16 protein-coding genes are annotated in these 16,943 nt (G+C 56.4%); 6 read left to right on the forward strand and 10 right to left on the reverse strand.

The window, feature by feature from the left end:
- The 3 genes from ACR0K9_RS19755 to ACR0K9_RS19765 form a co-directional block, all read left to right on the forward strand.
- Positions 1-649: alpha/beta fold hydrolase (locus ACR0K9_RS19755; protein WP_480825699.1), on the forward strand; the 649-nt coding region annotated here is incomplete at its 5' end.
- 86 nt (positions 650-735) lie between these two features.
- Entirely contained in the window at positions 736-972 is a 237-nt protein-coding gene (locus ACR0K9_RS19760) for an alpha/beta fold hydrolase (protein ID WP_480825701.1), read from the forward strand.
- A 159-nt stretch (positions 973-1,131) separates the two neighbouring features.
- Complete coding sequence (locus ACR0K9_RS19765) at positions 1,132-2,874, forward strand: adenylate/guanylate cyclase domain-containing protein (protein ID WP_480825703.1); 1,743 nt, start codon at positions 1,132-1,134, stop codon at positions 2,872-2,874.
- Positions 2,875-3,212: 338 nt separating this feature from the next.
- Here ACR0K9_RS19765 and ACR0K9_RS19770 read toward each other — a convergent pair whose 3' ends face one another.
- A complete protein-coding gene (locus ACR0K9_RS19770) occupies positions 3,213-3,572 on the reverse strand; it encodes a winged helix-turn-helix transcriptional regulator (RefSeq protein WP_170547363.1) in 360 nt (119 codons plus the stop codon).
- Between the two features lie 111 nt (positions 3,573-3,683).
- Here ACR0K9_RS19770 and ACR0K9_RS19775 point away from each other — a divergent pair, with 111 nt between their 5' ends.
- Complete coding sequence (locus tag ACR0K9_RS19775; protein ID WP_480534672.1) at positions 3,684-4,340, forward strand: nitroreductase family protein; 657 nt, start codon at positions 3,684-3,686, stop codon at positions 4,338-4,340.
- A gap of 16 nt (positions 4,341-4,356) precedes the next feature.
- Positions 4,357-5,217: a glyoxalase III HchA gene (gene hchA / locus ACR0K9_RS19780; protein WP_480825705.1), complete on the forward strand. Its 861-nt coding sequence runs from the start codon at positions 4,357-4,359 to the stop codon at positions 5,215-5,217.
- A gap of 600 nt (positions 5,218-5,817) precedes the next feature.
- On the opposite strand, the gene ACR0K9_RS19785 is transcribed toward hchA, so the two are convergent.
- From ACR0K9_RS19785 to ACR0K9_RS19815, 7 genes are read right to left on the reverse strand one after another with little or no spacing between them, the layout of a single operon-like run.
- On the reverse strand, positions 5,818-7,479 hold the full coding sequence (locus tag ACR0K9_RS19785) for a Na/Pi cotransporter family protein (protein ID WP_480825707.1): 1,662 nt from the start codon (positions 7,477-7,479) through the stop codon (positions 5,818-5,820).
- Between the two features lie 36 nt (positions 7,480-7,515).
- Positions 7,516-8,310 carry a metallophosphoesterase gene (locus ACR0K9_RS19790; RefSeq protein ID WP_171724197.1) on the reverse strand — a complete coding sequence of 265 codons (795 nt, stop codon included), beginning with the start codon at positions 8,308-8,310 and terminating at the stop codon, positions 7,516-7,518.
- Between the two features lie 2 nt (positions 8,311-8,312).
- The gene (locus tag ACR0K9_RS19795; protein ID WP_170478326.1) at positions 8,313-9,122 is read right to left on the reverse strand and encodes a carbohydrate ABC transporter permease; all 810 of its coding nucleotides are present in this window, start codon (positions 9,120-9,122) and stop codon (positions 8,313-8,315) included.
- Positions 9,119-10,012 carry a carbohydrate ABC transporter permease gene (locus tag ACR0K9_RS19800; RefSeq protein ID WP_117872581.1) on the reverse strand — a complete coding sequence of 298 codons (894 nt, stop codon included), beginning with the start codon at positions 10,010-10,012 and terminating at the stop codon, positions 9,119-9,121. Before ACR0K9_RS19800 ends, ACR0K9_RS19795 begins: the two co-directional genes overlap by 4 nt.
- Positions 10,013-10,071: 59 nt before the next feature.
- On the reverse strand, positions 10,072-11,328 hold the full coding sequence (locus ACR0K9_RS19805) for an ABC transporter substrate-binding protein (protein WP_170478323.1): 1,257 nt from the start codon (positions 11,326-11,328) through the stop codon (positions 10,072-10,074).
- Positions 11,329-11,384: 56 nt separating this feature from the next.
- Positions 11,385-12,401 (reverse strand): ABC transporter ATP-binding protein, encoded by a 1,017-nt coding sequence (locus ACR0K9_RS19810; RefSeq protein ID WP_170398781.1) that lies wholly within the window; start codon positions 12,399-12,401, stop codon positions 11,385-11,387.
- A gap of 2 nt (positions 12,402-12,403) precedes the next feature.
- Positions 12,404-13,180, reverse strand: coding sequence for a DeoR/GlpR family DNA-binding transcription regulator (locus tag ACR0K9_RS19815; protein ID WP_170398784.1), 777 nt, complete (start codon positions 13,178-13,180; stop codon positions 12,404-12,406).
- 268 nt (positions 13,181-13,448) lie between these two features.
- Between ACR0K9_RS19815 and ACR0K9_RS19820 the strand changes: the two genes are divergently transcribed.
- Positions 13,449-14,333 (forward strand): HAD-IIA family hydrolase, encoded by an 885-nt coding sequence (locus ACR0K9_RS19820; RefSeq protein ID WP_170775778.1) that lies wholly within the window; start codon positions 13,449-13,451, stop codon positions 14,331-14,333.
- A gap of 326 nt (positions 14,334-14,659) precedes the next feature.
- Here the strand turns inward: ACR0K9_RS19820 and ACR0K9_RS19825 are convergent, their stop codons facing one another.
- Both ACR0K9_RS19825 and ACR0K9_RS19830 read right to left on the reverse strand, forming a co-directional pair.
- On the reverse strand, positions 14,660-16,192 hold the full coding sequence (locus tag ACR0K9_RS19825) for a trimethylamine methyltransferase family protein (protein ID WP_480825709.1): 1,533 nt from the start codon (positions 16,190-16,192) through the stop codon (positions 14,660-14,662).
- Positions 16,189-16,935, reverse strand: coding sequence for an SDR family NAD(P)-dependent oxidoreductase (locus tag ACR0K9_RS19830; protein ID WP_480825711.1), 747 nt, complete (start codon positions 16,933-16,935; stop codon positions 16,189-16,191). The genes ACR0K9_RS19825 and ACR0K9_RS19830 overlap by 4 nt, the downstream gene beginning before the upstream one ends.
- Between the last annotated feature and the right edge of the window lie 8 nt (positions 16,936-16,943).

The following is a 16,943-nucleotide window of genomic DNA, read 5'->3' on the forward strand; positions in this document are numbered from 1 at the left end:
CTCGGTCCCATCATCGCCAATCCTCCCGCCCACTGGAAGAATTGAATCAGCAGTTCATGCATCGATCAAGGAAGAGTTTTTCAACAAAATAAGCCCAACCTGCCCATTCGTCAATGCGCAGCGAATGTCGCCTTGGTCGAGGCTAACCTTTGTGAGAGGAACTCATCAAGCGATGGGAGACCTTCAAAGCATGCTGCATCACCGGATAATTGGAACTGGCGCTCCCATTGTCCTGCTGCACGGGGTTACGGTTGATCACCGCCACTTGATGGATATCATGGAACCCTGCTTTCGCGGGGCCGGGGCAGGGCAGCGCATTTATGTCGACATGCCCGGCCATGGGCTCAGCCCGGCGCGCGATGACATCCGGTCGCAGGATGATCTGCTCAGAGCGATACGTGAGTTCATTGACGCAATACTACCGGCCGAGCGGTTCGCCGTCGCGGGCTTGTCCCGTGGCAGCTACAATGCGCGCGGGTTTGTGCACACGATGCCGGAACGCATTTCTGGGGTCGCTGTTGTCGTACCTGGGGAAACCCGGCCTCAGATCCCAAAAGACTTCCCGTTCCGCAAGTCATCGTTGAGGACAAGACCGGTCTATCGAAATTGTCCGAGGCTGAAATCTGGGCGCATGAGAATATGTAGGTGATTCAGTGTTGGGGCATCGTAGAGAAGAGACGGCAAATCATCGCTCCGGCCCGCGCCCTTTTCGACGCAGATCAGGAGGCGCGTATCATGAATACGTTTGATTTCAGTTTTGCGAAAGAGGAGGAGACGACAACGGTCAATGTGCCAAGCTTGGTCGTTGCGGGGCGACAAGACAGCGTCAGCGGCTATCTCGATGGCGTCGCCATAATGTACCGGTTTCCGCGGGCAACTTTGGCTGTTTTGGATACTGCCGGTCATGCTTTGGCCTGGGAAAGATCTGAGGTGTTTCATGCGTTGGTTCGTGACTGGCTCGATCGGATGTGACGCGACGCGGCGTCTGCGTTTTGTCTGCCCCGCCCCCCGTACCGAAGCGCTCACATCTGGGTGGTCCGCCGCAGCCCCGAACCAGGGGCCAACGTGGGGACATCAGTTTCGAATGGTTATATCGCGCATCGGCGGGTATGCAGAAGTGGGAGGACACGCATGGAGCGCCAACTTGCAGCAATTCTGGTTGCCGACATGGTCGGTTACACGCGTCAGATGGAGCAAGACGAAGTTGGGACGCTGTCCGCCCTGTCCGCGCATCTGGAAAACGTCATTGCGCCATTGGTCACGCGCCATCGCGGACGCATCGTCAAGCTGCTGGGGGACGGCGTTCTGGCAAGTTTCAGCAGTGCTGCCGATGCGGTGTCCTGCGCGGTCGCATGGCAACAGGCGCCCTCGAATCCGGCGCAGCCAATACAGTTTCGCATTGGCATCAATCTTGGCGACATCATCCAGCAGGACGGGGATGTCTTCGGGTCCGGCGTGAACCTGGCCTCCCGGCTCGAGCAACTTGCCCCGCCAGGTGGCGTGCTTGTCTCCGACGCGGTGTATCGCGTGGTCGGGACGGGCCTGCCGGTAACCTGGGAAGACGCCGGCACCCATTCGATCAAGAACATTGTGGAACCAGTGCGCGCCTGGCGCATCGGCGGCGACGGGGCCGGTGATGCGGCACCGCGGCATCCAACTCCGGCCCGCAAGGCGACGATCGCCGTGCTGCCTCTGCACAGCATGAGCGCCGATCCCGAGCAGACCTTTTTCAGCGACGGGATCGCAGAGGACATCATCACCGGACTGTCGCGGTTTCGCACGCTTCAGGTGGTGTCGCGGAATGCCGCCTTCCGATACCGGGCTTCCGAAACGGAACCGTCCGAAATTGCGGCGGCACTGGGGGCGGATTACCTTGTCGAAGGCAGCGTGCGAAAAGCCGGCAGTCGGGTGCGGATCTCTGTGCAACTCTCCGAAGCGGCCACCGGGGCGCAGCTCTGGTCGGAACGCTATGACCGCGAACTGGAAGACATGTTGTCGGTTCAGGATGAAGTGACACGCAACATCGTCGCGGTCCTGCCCGGCCGCGTTCAGGACAATGTCGTCGACCGTTCCGCGCAGAAACCGGCGGATGAGATGAAAGCCTATGAGCTGATGCTGCGCAGCAAGTCTCTGCGCGACGGGCTGAACGCGCGAGATACCGCAAAAGCACGCGTCTTGCTGGAGCGGGCCGTCGCGCTCGATCCTTCCCTTGCGCGCAGCTACATGTATCTGTCTGACACCTACGTCATCGACTTGTGGCTCGGACTGGCGGATGCGGACGCGGCCGACCACGTCCTGCACATTGCCCGAAAAGGTGCCGCGCTGGACAACCGCGATGTCTACATCCAGGATCAGCTCGGGTTTGCCTACCTGTGCGCCGGTCTCTGGGACGAGGCCGACGCACAGTTTGAAAAAACCCTGTCAATGATCGAAAACGAAGCGGAATCCATGGCTTGGTGCGGCTACGGATTTCTATTGCTGGGTCGGCACGAAAGGGCGCGAAGCGTGGTCGCAGAGGCGCTTGGACTGGATCCGCTGCATCCGCCTGCCATCGACTGGATCATGGGCCAGGTCGAATTCTTCTGCGGCAATTTCGACGCCGCACGGGGCCGCCTGATGGGAGAGGCGCGACTGAACTCGCTTGCCGCCGCCTTCGTGGCCGCGTCCTACGCGCATCAGGGCCGATATGCCGAGGCAGAAGTGGCGTTGCGCGAGTTCATTGCCGAACGACAGGATGAATTCGACAGCCGGGGGCTGGAGGCGACAGGGCGGTCTATCCCGACGCTTGTGCAAGGGTTCCGAACGATGTGGCGACGGACAGAGGATTTCGAAACGCTGGAAACCGGGCTGCGCAAGGCCGGGCTGCCTGATTGAAAGCTCACCGGCAATCAACGCCCGGCAGCGAAGCAAAACCGATTATTAGCGCCGCTGATGGAAGCGTGGGGTTTTTGGCAAGTCCTGCGGTGCCGAGAAGGTCCGGAAGGAGCCCAAGGCAGTCATAGTGATTTTGTGCTGTGCGCACACGCAGCGCGAAAATCGCTGCGCCTGCGTGGTTCTCGGCGCTGCTAGGCAGCGGAAAAACCTGCCATTCGTTCGGGGCGCGGTGAGCTACTTAGAGGGCGAAGATAAAGTAGCGGACAAAGGGGCAATTCGCTGCGGGAGCATCAATGTCTCCTATCAAAAAACAGTGGTTCTCGGGAAATTGTCTGGCTTCAGTCAGACTTGTCATACGCTTCCCGTGCGGCATCAATCTCGCTCAAGTGTTCCAATGCCCAATAGCCTAAGGCGCTGACTGGCTCGCGAAACGACTGCCCCATCTGAGTCAGATTATATTCGACCTTGGGCGGGATCGTTGGATATTGGGTCCGGTTCACAAGCCCATCCCGTTCCAACTCCTTCAGCGTCAAGCTCAGCATACGCTGCGAAATGCCTAGGTTTCGCTTTATCTCGTTGAAGCGCATGGTCCCGTATTGAGCCAGCGAGATGACCACCAGAACGCTCCAACGGTCGCCCACTCGTGACAGGACCTCGTTGATACGCTTGCAATCGGGGCATTGTTTGTCGTCCAGCATGGCAGTTCCCAATTTGTAACTAAGGGTCAAAAATGTGCCTTCTTGCGGTAAATATCAGTTCTCATTAGTTAGTCAGTAACAAAAATATACTGATCATCTCGGGCTCTGACAATGGGATCAACAACCGTGACCGCAAAAACACTGAACGACCACCTGAACTGGCGCTACGCCACCAAGAAAATGGAAACTGGCAAACCCGTTCCACAAGACAAGGTCGATGCCATCGTCGAAGCTGTTCGCATGGCGCCGACGTCAAGCGGCACGCAACCATTTGAGCTGATTGTGGTCACAAACTCCGATATCCGGGCAAAGATCGCCGATGCGGCGTCAGGTCAGGCACAGATCACAGATGGGTCGCACCTCTTGGTGTTTGCCGCTTGGGACAATTACACCGAAGACCGTATTGATACAGTCAAGCAATTGAATGTTGCGGCCCGAGGCGACCTGCCTCTGATCCATGGCTACTACGACAATCTGAAAGCCAACTATTTGCCGCGCGAGGCCGAGGTGAACTATGCCCATGCAGCGCGTCAGGCTTATATCGCATTGGGCATTGCCCTCATTGCAGCCGCAGAACAAGAGGTCGACAGCACGCCGATGGAAGGGTTTGACCCCGATACTGTTGACGAAATTCTTGGTCTTAGGGAACGTGGTCTTCGTTCCGTCGTTTTGATGCCATTGGGTTATCGCGAAGAGGCCAGCGATTGGCTGCTGCCGATGCCAAAGGTCCGCAAGTCGCGCGATGCAATCGTGACAGAAATCAAATGAGCGCGGACGGAATCACATGAGCTTTCTAAGAAATCTGTTTAAAGCAGCCCCCACGCCCACAGAGGACGGAGCCTTTCAGCCGTCACCCCTTGCCTTGAAACTCGCGACGGCATCCAAGACGGATTATGATGGCGGGGCCTATGCCAACCCTTACAGGGGCGGTGACAAGCGCGTGCTGATGATCTGCACCGAAGAGCGCAACATGACCATGGCCAATGGCAAGAAATTTTCGACCGGGAACCACCCGGTCGAAATGGGCCTGCCGATGTTGCACCTGCTGGCCGCTGGTTTCCAGATCGACATTGTCACACCCACGGGCGCCCCTGCCGTTATCGAAGACTGGGCCATGCCGCGCGAGGACGAAGCCGTCATGAAGCTGTACCGCGACTATGCCGATGCCTTTGACAACCCTGGCAGCCTCGCTGATTTCGTGGCGAATTCGATGACTGATGATGCACCTTACGTCGGGGTCTATCTGCCGGGTGGTCACGGGGCCATGTTGGGCCTGCCAGAGAACGAAGACCTGGGAAAACTTCTCCGTTGGGCACACAAACGGGACCTGTTCACGCTGGCGATCTGCCACGGACCGGCCGCCCTGCTTGCTGCGGGCGATGGCCCATCGTTCATCTACAACGGTTACAAGATTGCGGCCTTTCCTGATGCGGTCGACAAACAATCGCCGATGATCGGCTACATGCCGGGCCATATGCCGTGGAAGTTCGGCGAAAAGCTGAACGCTCTGGGTGTGGAAATCATCAATTCCAAGGCCGACGCCACATGCAACATCGACCGCCGTCTCGTTTCGGGCGCAAGCCCAAAAGCGGCAAACGCATTTGGAAGGTTGGCGGCGGAAGCGCTGTTGAAGAACGTGCGGTAGACGGAAGCAGGTGCGGCGTGCATGCGGACATTCGTGCATCACGCAGCATCGGTAATTCCGGGCTCTCCTGGCACCTTCGCCGCGATCTGCGCTAAGGGCGGGTCTGATATGGATCGACTTTCGCTACACACCGCATGAACAAGCAAGACGCAAACAAATTCGCCATCGGCAAAATCGCAAACAATGGCGGTTGTCCAGCCCACAGCAGGTATAGTTTTTTTGACGCCGAGCAGATTGCGAACATACGATAGGGCGATTGTGAATACCACAACCGATGGCGAGACATTTGACCAATCATTCACCCAATTTTCGTGGCAACCACGTAGCCTTGGCAACAAAACAATGGGAAACAAATATTTAGCTATTTCCTCTCAACACACTCATAAATTTTTCTGTTACGCCCCCGGTCAATTTGAATTTGAGCGACCGTGATTGGCTGACACAATATTATTTCCAATCAACTTAATAAGCTGACCCATTGGATGAACTGTTTTAAGTTTGATCAAATTCCATTTTTTCGTCTGATTGCCAGCGCTTCCCGGCTCGGGAAAGTGGATTGTCTTGAACTAGGACTGTATCTTCATCATTCTATGAAACCGTCTATTCATTTGCCAATCGGCTTTCCAACAACTGTCCACTTTCTTTCAAAAGCGGATAGGCGATCATCGCGAATGCCGTGTTTAACATTTTCAGGGCGCGCAACAGATCAAGGTGAATCGCACTGGTTTCGATGGTTTCGGACGCCCCAGCACGCAGCCGGGTAAGATGCGCGCGCTCCAGCTTTCTCTCGATCTCGCGGATCATTTCCTTTTGCTGCACCAGCTCCCGTGCTGCCCCGGCATCCTCGGTCATCAGTACCGCGATTCCGTGCTGAACGTTGCGCAACACACGGTCATAGAAATCGGTCAGTTCCTGCCAACCCTCTTCCGAAAAGTTCACGTTTTCCGCACTCTTGCGCTTGGCCAATTCGACCATTTTCCGTGCAATCGTATCCGCCCCGGTCTCAAGGTTCACTGCCACGCCGGACAGATCAAATGCCCGCGTACCGGTGTCCTCTTTCAGATTGTCGCTTTTGACTCCTGACAAATAAACCCGCAGGTCAAGCGACATTCGGTCAATTTCGACTTTTTCCCTCTTCAGTTGTTGAGCAATGGCATCATCGTAATTGTCAAAGAGTGACATTGAGTCCCGCACCATGATCTCGATCCTATTGCCCATTTCGACCAACTCACGATGCGCACAGGCAAAGGCGCGCGCCGGCTGGTTCTGAACCGAAGGATCCAGGGCCGTACGTCCGTTGGCCTTGGTGCTGTTTTTATTGTCATCAGCGAAAACACTCTCCGCCAAACGCATTATCGGGCCAAGAAACGGAATACAGACAACAAGAAGCGCAAGGTTGAACAGGAGATGCAGGTTCAAAACCTGCTGAACGGGGCTGGCCCCGGGAATAAGGTCAACACCGTCAAGCCGGTAGAGCAAAAACAGCACCAGCCCCGCCCCACCGCCACGCAGGAACAAATTGCTAGACACGACCCGCCGCACCGAGACATCGGCCTGCAAGGTCAGAACAAACGCAATAAAGGCACCGCCCAGATTGGCCCCAAGGACCATGGCAAACGCCGCCGACAGCGGCATAACGCCCTGAGCCGCAAGGGTTGCAAACAACAATATCGCCGCAACGCTGGAATGCACCAGCCAGGCAAAAACCGCCGCCAGCAAAAAGGCCGTCAGTGGATCAGCAGACAGGTAAATCAAGGCCCCCGAAGCGGCCTCGCTGTTTGCCAGCGGCGCGCTGGCATCGCGAATAAGGTCAAGCGACAAAAAAATCAGGGCCAATCCAATCAGGATCCGACCAACCTGGCGCACGCCGCGCCGGGAACTGCGCAGGAAAATCAGCACCCCGATCAAAAGTAGCAAGGGCGTCAGCAAAGCAATCCGGGAATTCATGATCTGCGCTACGATGGCAGAGCCAAGGTCCGCCCCCAGAATAATGGCCAACCCGGCGGTGCTGCCAACCGAACCCGCGGCCATGAATCCGGCAAGCAGCATTGCGACGGCGGTGGAACTTTGCAGCAGGATCGCGGTCAGCGTTCCGGTTCCCGTCGCGGCCAACCGGTTTCCCGTCGACCGACGCAACCAAAGCCGCAACTGGCTTCCAAAGGCTCTCTCAAAACCGGTGCGCACGAGGCGAACAGCCCAGATCAGAAGTGCCGCAGCAGCAGCCAAATTCAAAACAATAATTATGGGTGAGCTATCCATCATCACCGGGTCTTTGGTTTCCGGGCCAATCCGGCCACTTCAGAATGAATACGGTCCCTCGGCAGCGTCTAGCGAGACAACGCTCCATATACCGCTCTTTCCGGTTTCGAGAACTGCACAGCCCGTAGGACCAGAAAAAAAACCAGCAGGAGCCACCGCGCGCCGGTCCAGTGCAAAACCGCTGCAAAGGCCCGGCGCTGTCATGGCAACGTGACCGCCAACGCGACCAATGTGAACGCCGTGGACATGACCAGCCAGCACCGTGATATCCTCTGAGTGCATTGAAAGAATTTCTGCCAGATCGGAACGGTTCTCCAATCCGATAACATCCATGAAATCAATCCCGATGCTAAACGGCGGATGGTGCAACATAACGACAACCGGCCCGTCAAACCCAGAGAGTTCCCGCTCCAAAAGATCAAGACTTTCCCGGCGCAGCCTGCCACCGCCCTGTCCTTCGACCAGCGTATCAAGCCCGATAACACGCGTATCGCCCACTGTATCCGCCCAGTCGACAAGCCCGTCCGGCGGCATGATGCCAAGGCCTGAAAAGGCCTCTTGCATTGGCTTGCGCGCATCATGATTTCCAGGAACAACGTAAATCGGCAGGGCAAACCGCTCCAGTTGAGTGCGTGCGAAATCGTAGCTGTCCGGGCTACCATCTTCGCTGACGTCACCAGTGACTAAAACCGCGTCGAGCGGGCCAAGAGCTTCGCCTTTATCGATCAATCGGTCGATGGCCCCGATCAGGATCGCGCGGGTATCAAGCACGCCTGAACACAGATCGCCATGCCCTACCGCGTGCAAGTCACTTAGATGCAGAAATGTCGCCATGACTATTTGATCCCCGCGCGCAGGAAGGCCTGAACGAATTGACGCTGGAACACGAGGAACGCGATCAACAAGGGCGCAACCGACATCATCGTGGCCGCCGAAATGACGCTTATATCCACACCATTTTCCGGTGCGCCAAAGATCGACAGGCCAACCGTCAGCGGTCGTGTGTCGGGCGAGTTGGTCACGATGAGCGGCCAGAGGAAGTTGTTCCAGTGGGTCGATACCGACACCAACGCATAAGCAAGATATGTCGGGCGCGCCAAGGGCACATAGACTCGCCAAAGAATTCCGAACCATCCGCAGCCTTCGACGCGCGCTGCCTCATGCAGTTCTATAGGAACACCCTTAAACGCCTGCCGCATTAGGAAAATGCCAAAGGCAGAGGCCATATAGGGCATTCCGACGCCAAGAATCGTGTCAAACAACCCGAGGCGTGACACCATTGCATAGTTTTCCACGATCAACACTTCAGGCAGGATGAAAAGTTGCATCAGCACGAGGATGAACACGAAATCCCGACCCGGAAACTGGACCTGGGCAAAGGCAAATCCTGCCAGCGTCGTGACAAAGAACTGACCAATAAGGATCACCGTCACTAAAAGGAAGGTGTTGATGAAATAGCGTAGCCACGGCGCCCCCTCCCAAGCTGTGCGGAAATTGTCGAGCGTCCATGGCGACGTGATGTTAAAGTTGACCGCGTCAGAGGTGCTGTGGAACGCCGCCCAAAAGGCAAAGACCAGCGGGGAAATCCAGATCACGGCCAACAATAGTGCGCCAAAGGATTCGATATGCCTGGAAAATCCGCTCATTGGTAGTGGGTCCGCTTGTCGAGTATGGTGAACTTGACGCCGGCAACCACGCCAAGCACGACAAGCACCAGGATGGTCATTGCCGCTGCGTGGGGCGCATCAAAGAAGGCAAAGGCCATTTCCCAGATGTAATAAAGGATAAGCTTGGAGGCGTCGTTGGGCCCGCCCTTGGTCAGGATGAACAAATGATCGATCAATTTCACAGAGTTGATCAACGCATTGACCATGATAAATAGCGTCGTCGGCATCAACAACGGCAGCACGATCCGGCGCGTATAGGTCCAGCGGCTGGCGCCTTCAATGTCGGCAGCTTCCTTGAGGTCCTCAGGGATCGTCTGCAAGGCCGCCAGATAGAAGATCATGAAAAACCCAGCCTCTTTCCAGATCGTCACGATGATTACAGCCCACAGCGCAGTTTCAGGCTGTCCCAGCCAGTTGATTGAGGGAAGGCCAAACAGACCGCCGATCTGGTCAAGCACACCCAATCCGGGAGTATAAAAAAACAGCCAAAGGTTTGCCGCTGCGATCATTGGCAGGACCGTGGGCGTGAAATAGGCGGTGCGTACAAACCCGCGAGCCGGGATCTTTGAGTTCGCCCAAAGCGCCATCGAAAGCGCAATTGCAATAGAAATAGGGATGGTCGCGCCCGCATAGATCAAGTTGTTCACAACAACTTTCCAAAAGGTTGGGTCGGCAAACAGGTCAGCATAGTTCTCACCGCCGACAAATTCGCTGGGGCGTCTTCTGGTTTCTCGGCTGAACAAACTCGACCACAAGGTCGCAAGCGAAGGATAAAATGCAAACGTCGTCAGCAGAATTGCCGCTGGTGACAACAGGATCCAACCGTAGATGGCCTGTCGACGACGCTCGATGTTCACATGCTCTGCCATATAGCGACCCTCAAGGTTGGGCGCGTCGGGCATCTCTGCCCGACGCCAGGGAGTTGAGGTTACTGGTAATCACGCAGCAGGCGCACAGCCGCCGTCTGGGCTTCCCCCAGCGCGTCTTCAGCCGATTTTGTGCCGGTCAAAGCCGCCTGAATTGCGTTGTTCAGACCTTCGCGCACGCGTGCGGTTTCAAAGGTCGAGAATTCGGCAACAGCATTTTCCAGTTGGTTTCGGGCAACGAGAGCGGGTGGGAACTCTTCTGTATAGGATTTAAGCGCCTCGGTTTCATACGCTGCCGGAGACACGCCCATATAGCCGGTCGCGATGGACCACGCTGCCGCTTGCTCGGGCGAGGTCATGAATTCGATCAGCTTCATGGCCGCCGCGCGCTCTTCGTCCGATGTCTCCTTGAAAACATAGAAGTTGCCGCCGCCGGTAGGCGAACCCAGCCGCACATTGGCCGGAAGCTCGGCGACGCCAAAGTCAAAACTGGCGTTGTTCTTCACAGCCGTAAGGTTGCCGGTCGAATGCCACATCATCGAGGTCTGACCTTCAAGGAACGCCTGCCGCAGGGTACCCCATTCAACGGTGCCAGTGGGCATGATGCCATGCTCCTGCGACAGCGACTGCCAGAATTCCAACGTATCGACAACGGTTTCGTCATCGAAATAGGTGGTCAGGCCGTCATCGGACATCACCTCCTTGCCGTTCTGGATCGCCAACGCCTGGAACATCCAATAGGGATAGCCTGTCGATGGGATCATCAGGCCATAGGTGTCGTCGTTGGTCAGTGCCTTGCCCATGCTAATCAGCTCGTCCCAGGTCTTGGGCGGTGCCTCAGGGTCAAGACCTGCCGCACGAAACTGGTCCTTGTTGTAATAGGCAACGATAGTTGAACGCTGGAATGGAATGCCCCAAGTTTTACCCTCGATCCGGCCATTGGCCATCAATGCAGGATAAAAGCTCTCTAGCCAGTCCGGGTTAACCCCGTCGATATCTTCGTAGGCCACGATCAGATCCTGCTCGATCAGATCATAGGCATCGATTGAGAACATCACCGCCAGCTGTGCCGGTTCACCCGATGCAAGTGCGGACAAGGCACGAACGCGCGTGTCGTCATAGTTGCCTGAATAGATCGCGTTGACCTTGATGTCAGGGTTGGCGGCTTCAAAATCGGCAACGATGCCATCCACTACCTCGGTCAGCGCGCCGCCAACCGCGATAGGATAATACATTGTTAGTTCCGTCTCAGCCGCCGCCGCCGATGTCAGCGCGGTGGCCGAGACGGCAGCCAAACTTATCTTCTTAATAACGTTCATTTTTTCCTCCCAGTGATGACAGTTATTCTTGTCTTTCCAAAGTTCAGTTGCTCGACCTACCCGGCCAGTCGCTTGCCCATGTCGTCAAAGAAATGCAGGTCTTCATCGGCAAAGCTGATCTCCAGATCTTCTCCTGCCGGAATATGTTTCAGTCCGGGCATGGATACGGTCAGACCATTGGCAGCAGGATGTGACAGGCCAATGAATGTTTCGGAACCCAGGAATTCGCATTCCGATACTTTACAAGTCAGCCTGCCCTTGCCCGATTCCACCACCTTCACCGCTTCGGCGCGAAGGCCAATTGTCGTTGCGCGCTCAAATCCCGGCACGCCTTCTGACTTGATCAGCGCCATTGGCGGGGCACCGACAAACTCGGCGACAAAAGTGTTAGCAGGCTTGTAGTAAAGCTCTTCCGGGGACCCTGTCTGCTGGATATGGCCGTCTTTCATCAGCACGACCATGTCGGCCATGCTCATCGCTTCGGTTTGGTCATGCGTGACGTAAACTACGGTGATGCCCAAATCGACCTGAAGTTTTTTGATGTCCTTGCGCACAGAGGCGCGCAGCTTGGCATCAAGGTTCGAAAGCGGCTCATCCATCAGGCACAGCGGCTGGTTTGCCACGATCGCACGTGCAAGCGCCACACGCTGGCGCTGACCACCCGACAATTCCCCCGGCTTACGCTGCTCATAGCCCAGCAAGCCAGTGATCTCGAGCGCCCGGGTCAGTTTCTCGCGCCGTTCCGCCGCGACGACTTTTCGCACCTTGAGGCCAAAAACAACGTTTTCCGCGACACTCAGATGCGGGAACAATGCATAAGACTGGAACACCATCGACAGATTGCGTTCTGCAGGGGCAGAAGTAGTGATGTCACGCCCGTCAATGACGATCCGCCCCTCATCCGGCAATTCTAGTCCCGACAGCAATCTCAGCGTCGTTGACTTGCCGCAGCCCGACGGGCCAAGCAGCGCTACGAACGAACCACGCGGGATCGAAAGATTAATATTCTCGACGCCAAGCTGCCCATTCCAGCGCTTAGCAATATTGTCGACGTGAACAAACGGTTCTGCCATATTCAGCGCTCTCCTTGTGAGTAAGTAATGGCTTCGCCCAAACTGTCTGCGAGATCGGAAAATTCAGGGCCCGGAGGACGGTCGCACACGACAACGTCGACATCCGAGATGTTGCCGCCCAATGCTGGCGCAATGCGACCAAATTTACTGCTGTCTATTACGAGGATCGATTTGGCTGCGTGCTGCTGCATTTTCATTCTCACCCGAACCTCAGCTGGATGAAATTCTAACAACCCACCATCATGCGCCACACCGGCAACGCCAAATATTGCGAACTCGGCACGAAACCTGTCAAAGAAATCGGTTGCTTCTTCGCCGATAAAATCACGATCGGGCAGGCGCAGCTCGCCTCCTGGCAAAAGGATACGGTTTGAGATTTCATTACTCAGCGCCATCGCGGCACTCAGGTTGTTCGTGATGACCGTTAACTCCTGGTGGCCGGACAGTGCCTTAGCCACTTCGAGCGGAGTCGACCCAATTGAAAGGAACACGTTCGCCCCATTGGGGATCATGCTCGCAACAAGTTCGGAAACCGACCGTTTGCCACGTAAGTTCGTTCCGGCTCTCTGATCAAACGGGGTATTCAAACGGCTTTCAGCCAGCTCGATCCGCCCGTGCGCGCGTCGCAGGTTTTCACCGTCGCACAAAATGTCCAGATCACGGCGGATGGTTTGCGTCGAGACCCCTAGCATTTCCGCTAAGGCCCCCACACTGACACCGCCACGCTCTTGCACGACCTGCTGGATTAAATCCCTCCGTCTGATCTTCTTTGACGCCATTTATCCCCCTTCAAGTTGCCAGAACCATATCACCAAAAAACAACAAAACAACATTTTTCAATCAAAGCCACATAGAACGTTGAAGGGTAACTTGATCGCAAGTGTCGAAAAATTATATTTTTCAAAGCTTTGCGCGCAAAGATTCAGAGCTCGCTAATGGCGACTTGCTAAAAATGTTGTTTTTTCTTCCATTTTGTTTTGTTGATGTTACATTCCGTATTGCGTCAAACCTGTCGGGGGCGCCCATCAAAAAAGGACATTTGGACACATGCTTGACGCCAACTCGATATTTTCGCGTTATCAGTCCATACGTCCCAGACTCCCAAAAGCAACATTCAACGCGGCCACTCTGGATATTGAGTCACTTCTGGATATTGGCAACGAAGTAGACGCCTTTGTTTTTGATGCTTTTGGCGTTCTAAATGTTGGCGAAACTCCGATTCCCGGCGCGGCAGCTCGTTTGAAAGAGCTCAGGGAGGGCGGACACCAGATTCGCATTCTTTCCAATGCTGCAAGCTATAATCACCAGGGCGCGACTGCCAAGTTTCAAAAACTCGGAATGCAAGTTGACGCAGATGAGATTGTAACCAGCCGCGACGCAGCCTTGGCAAACCTGAACGACGGTCTATGGGGCTGCATCGCCTCTCCGTCTGACGATCTGACGGACATCTTATCCGAGACGATCAGGCTTGAGGCAGACCAGACAGACTTTGACCGCGCTGACGGTTTCTTGTTTCTCTCGACCGAAATCTGGCAACAATCTCAACAATCCATGCTTTGCGACAGCTTGTTGGCGAACCCGCGCCCAGTGGTGATCGCAAATGCTGATCTGGCAGCGCCACGAGACTTCGGATTCTCACTGGAGCCCGGTCACTACGGGCATTTGCTGGCAGATGAGGGCCTTCAAGACATCAAGTTCTTTGGCAAGCCATTTCCGGAAGTATTTGAAATGGTCGAAGCCACGCTTCCAGGAATTCCGCCCGAACGCATCGCGATGTGCGGTGACACTCTTCACACCGATATCCTCGGTGCAGCAGCACGGGGTTGGCGCACAGTTCTTGTCGCGCAAGATGGAGTGTTTTCGGGGCTGGATACTCGATCTTTTTGCGAGCAATCGAGCTTGACACCGAGCTGGCGCCTACTTCGCATATAGAAAACATCGTGATGCTCCCACTTTTGGCGAAGTATCAGACCGAAAATTAGCCTTGGTTCGAACGGCGGCTATGTCTGCTGCCCTGCCATCTGTGAAGCGCCTGGGAACGTCCGGAATACGCGGATTACGACGTGCTGCGCATGCAAAAGGCGAAAGCTTGGTCGACGGCAGCAATGGGCTCTACGCACCAGCTCGGGCCCGTCGCAGAGAAAGTCGGCAGCGAGCCCATATTGGCGAATGCCGCAGAACGTTCGAACTGGCGCAAGACGCGGTTATCGGTCATTGCCGACACTGTTCCTGGCACTGGGTGACCGCGGGTCCTAGTATCAGACCATGGCGTCGCCAATTTCCATTTCACGCCGCGCGATGAAATCCTGCAGTTCCTCGTCGATGGCTGGATCCAGTGGTGGCGGTTCGTAGTCACCCAGCATGGATTTTGCTTTTGCGACGGCCCGATCGTTCAGGTCCAGACGTCCTTCGGCCTCCCATTGTTCAAAACTGTCGTGATGCATCAGTTCCGGAATGATGAAGGCTCTTTCGAAGTTTTCCAGCGTGTGTTTCGCGCCAAGGTAGTGACCACCGGGATCGACCTCCTGCATGGCGTCGAGCGCACCATCCAGTTCGGAGAAATCAATTCCACGCAGGAATTTATGCGTCAGTTCCGCCTGCTCTGCATCGACGACGAATTTCGCAAAGCTTTGGCACAACGCCCCTTCCAGATAGCCTGCGGTGGACAGGATGAAGTTCGCCCCCGCCAGCGCAGCACCATAGAGGTTGCGGGCCGCCTCATATCCTGCCTGCGCATCGAGGATTTTGGAACTTGAACACGCCCCGCTGCAGCGCCACGGCAGCTTGTAGAACCGCGCCATCTGGCCGACCAGCAGGTTGATGTGGTCGATCTCGGGCGTGCCCGCCATCGGGGCGCCGGATTTCATAGAAACCGCGCCGATCCATTCGCCAAACACACCTGGCGCCCCGGGGCGCACGATCTGCGAGAAGGCGATCCCGGCAAGGGCTTCCGCGCAGATCTGGACCAACGATCCAACAGTGCTGGCGGGGGTGCTGGCACCGCTCAGGACGAAGGGGGTGAACAACACCGCCTGATTGGCCGCAGCATAGGTTTTGATGGCATCCAGCATGGTCTCGTCCCAGACCAGCGGCGAGTTGCAATTGGCGATCGACGTCATCACCGTGTTTCCCTGCGCGACCTCTTTGCCGAACACGATCTCTGCCATGCGCACGGTGTCTTCGGCCCGCTCCCGTGCCGTAACCATCCCCATGAAGGGTTTGTCGGAATGTCTGATCAGGCTGTAGACCATGTGCAGGTGGCGTTTGGGCACCGGGATGTCCAACGGCTCGCACACCACACCGCCGGACATCTGCATGCCCGGTGACATGTGGGCAAGTTTCACGAAGTCGTGGAAATCCTGGATGGTCGGGTTGCGCCGGACACCGTCCAGATCAAGCACATTCGGCGCCCCATAGGCCGGTGTCAGGATTTGCTTGCGCCGCCCAAGCGTGACCGAGCGATCCGGGTTGCGGGCAAGCATTGTGTAGGATTCGGGGGCCGTAGACAGAAGCTGCATGAGAAGCGGTTCTTCGATCCGCACCCAGTGGCCCTGAACATCGGCCCCGGCGTCCTTCCAGAGGGCCGCGGATTCGTCATCGCGAAACTCGATGCCCTTGTCGCGAAGCAAGTTCATCGCCTCAGTGTGAATGCGCTGAACCTGTACCTCTGACATCAGATCGACATAGGGAATGCCGCGATCCGTCTCGGGCAGAAATCGCAGATCATTGGACGTACGGCTGGCGCGCCGCGCGCCGCGGCCCCGGCGTTTACCTTGTGTGGGACCGGTCATTTGAACACCTCAGGCAATGAAAGTTTACTCATTCTTCCGCCTTCGACACGGATGACCTGTCCAGTGACAAACCGCGATTGCGAACTGGCCAGCCAGACCGCTACGTCGCCGATATCCGAGGGGTCACCGATGCGGCCAACCGGATGCAGGTCGGCCAGTTGACGGGTGACAAGTTCCTGATCGGGGAGGCCGTCAATGTAGACCCTGTTGATATCCGTATTGATCCAGCCTGGCGCGATCGCGTTTGCCCTGATCCCTTTCGGACCCAGGTCAATCGCCATGGAAACTGTCAGCCCATGCACCCCTGCCTTGGACGCCATATAGGCCGAATGGTTGGGGTTACCGCTTATCCCTTCGATCGAACCGATATTGACGATGGCGGGCTCGTTTTCCGGTCGCATATGAGGCACGACCTGCTTGGCCATCAGAAACGGCCCGCGCAGGTTCACCGCCATGACGCGATCCCATTCCTCGACACTCTGTTCGGTCAGCGGCGTGCCGGTCAGGATCCCCGCATTGTTCACCAGGACCGCAGGGGCTCCGATGTCCTCGACCGTTTTCTGGACGAACTGTTCGACCGAACGTTCGTCCGATACATCCAGTTCCAGCCAGTGAAACCGTGGGTCCGACCCCGGCTTGAGGTCACCGATCACGACGCTCGCCCCGGCCTCCGACAGGCACTCCGCGATGGCAAAGCCGATCCCCTGTCCGCCTCCGGTGACGATGGCTACCTTATCTTTCAAAGCCCCGG

The sequence above is a fragment of the Ruegeria sp. L12 genome (assembly GCF_056531745.1).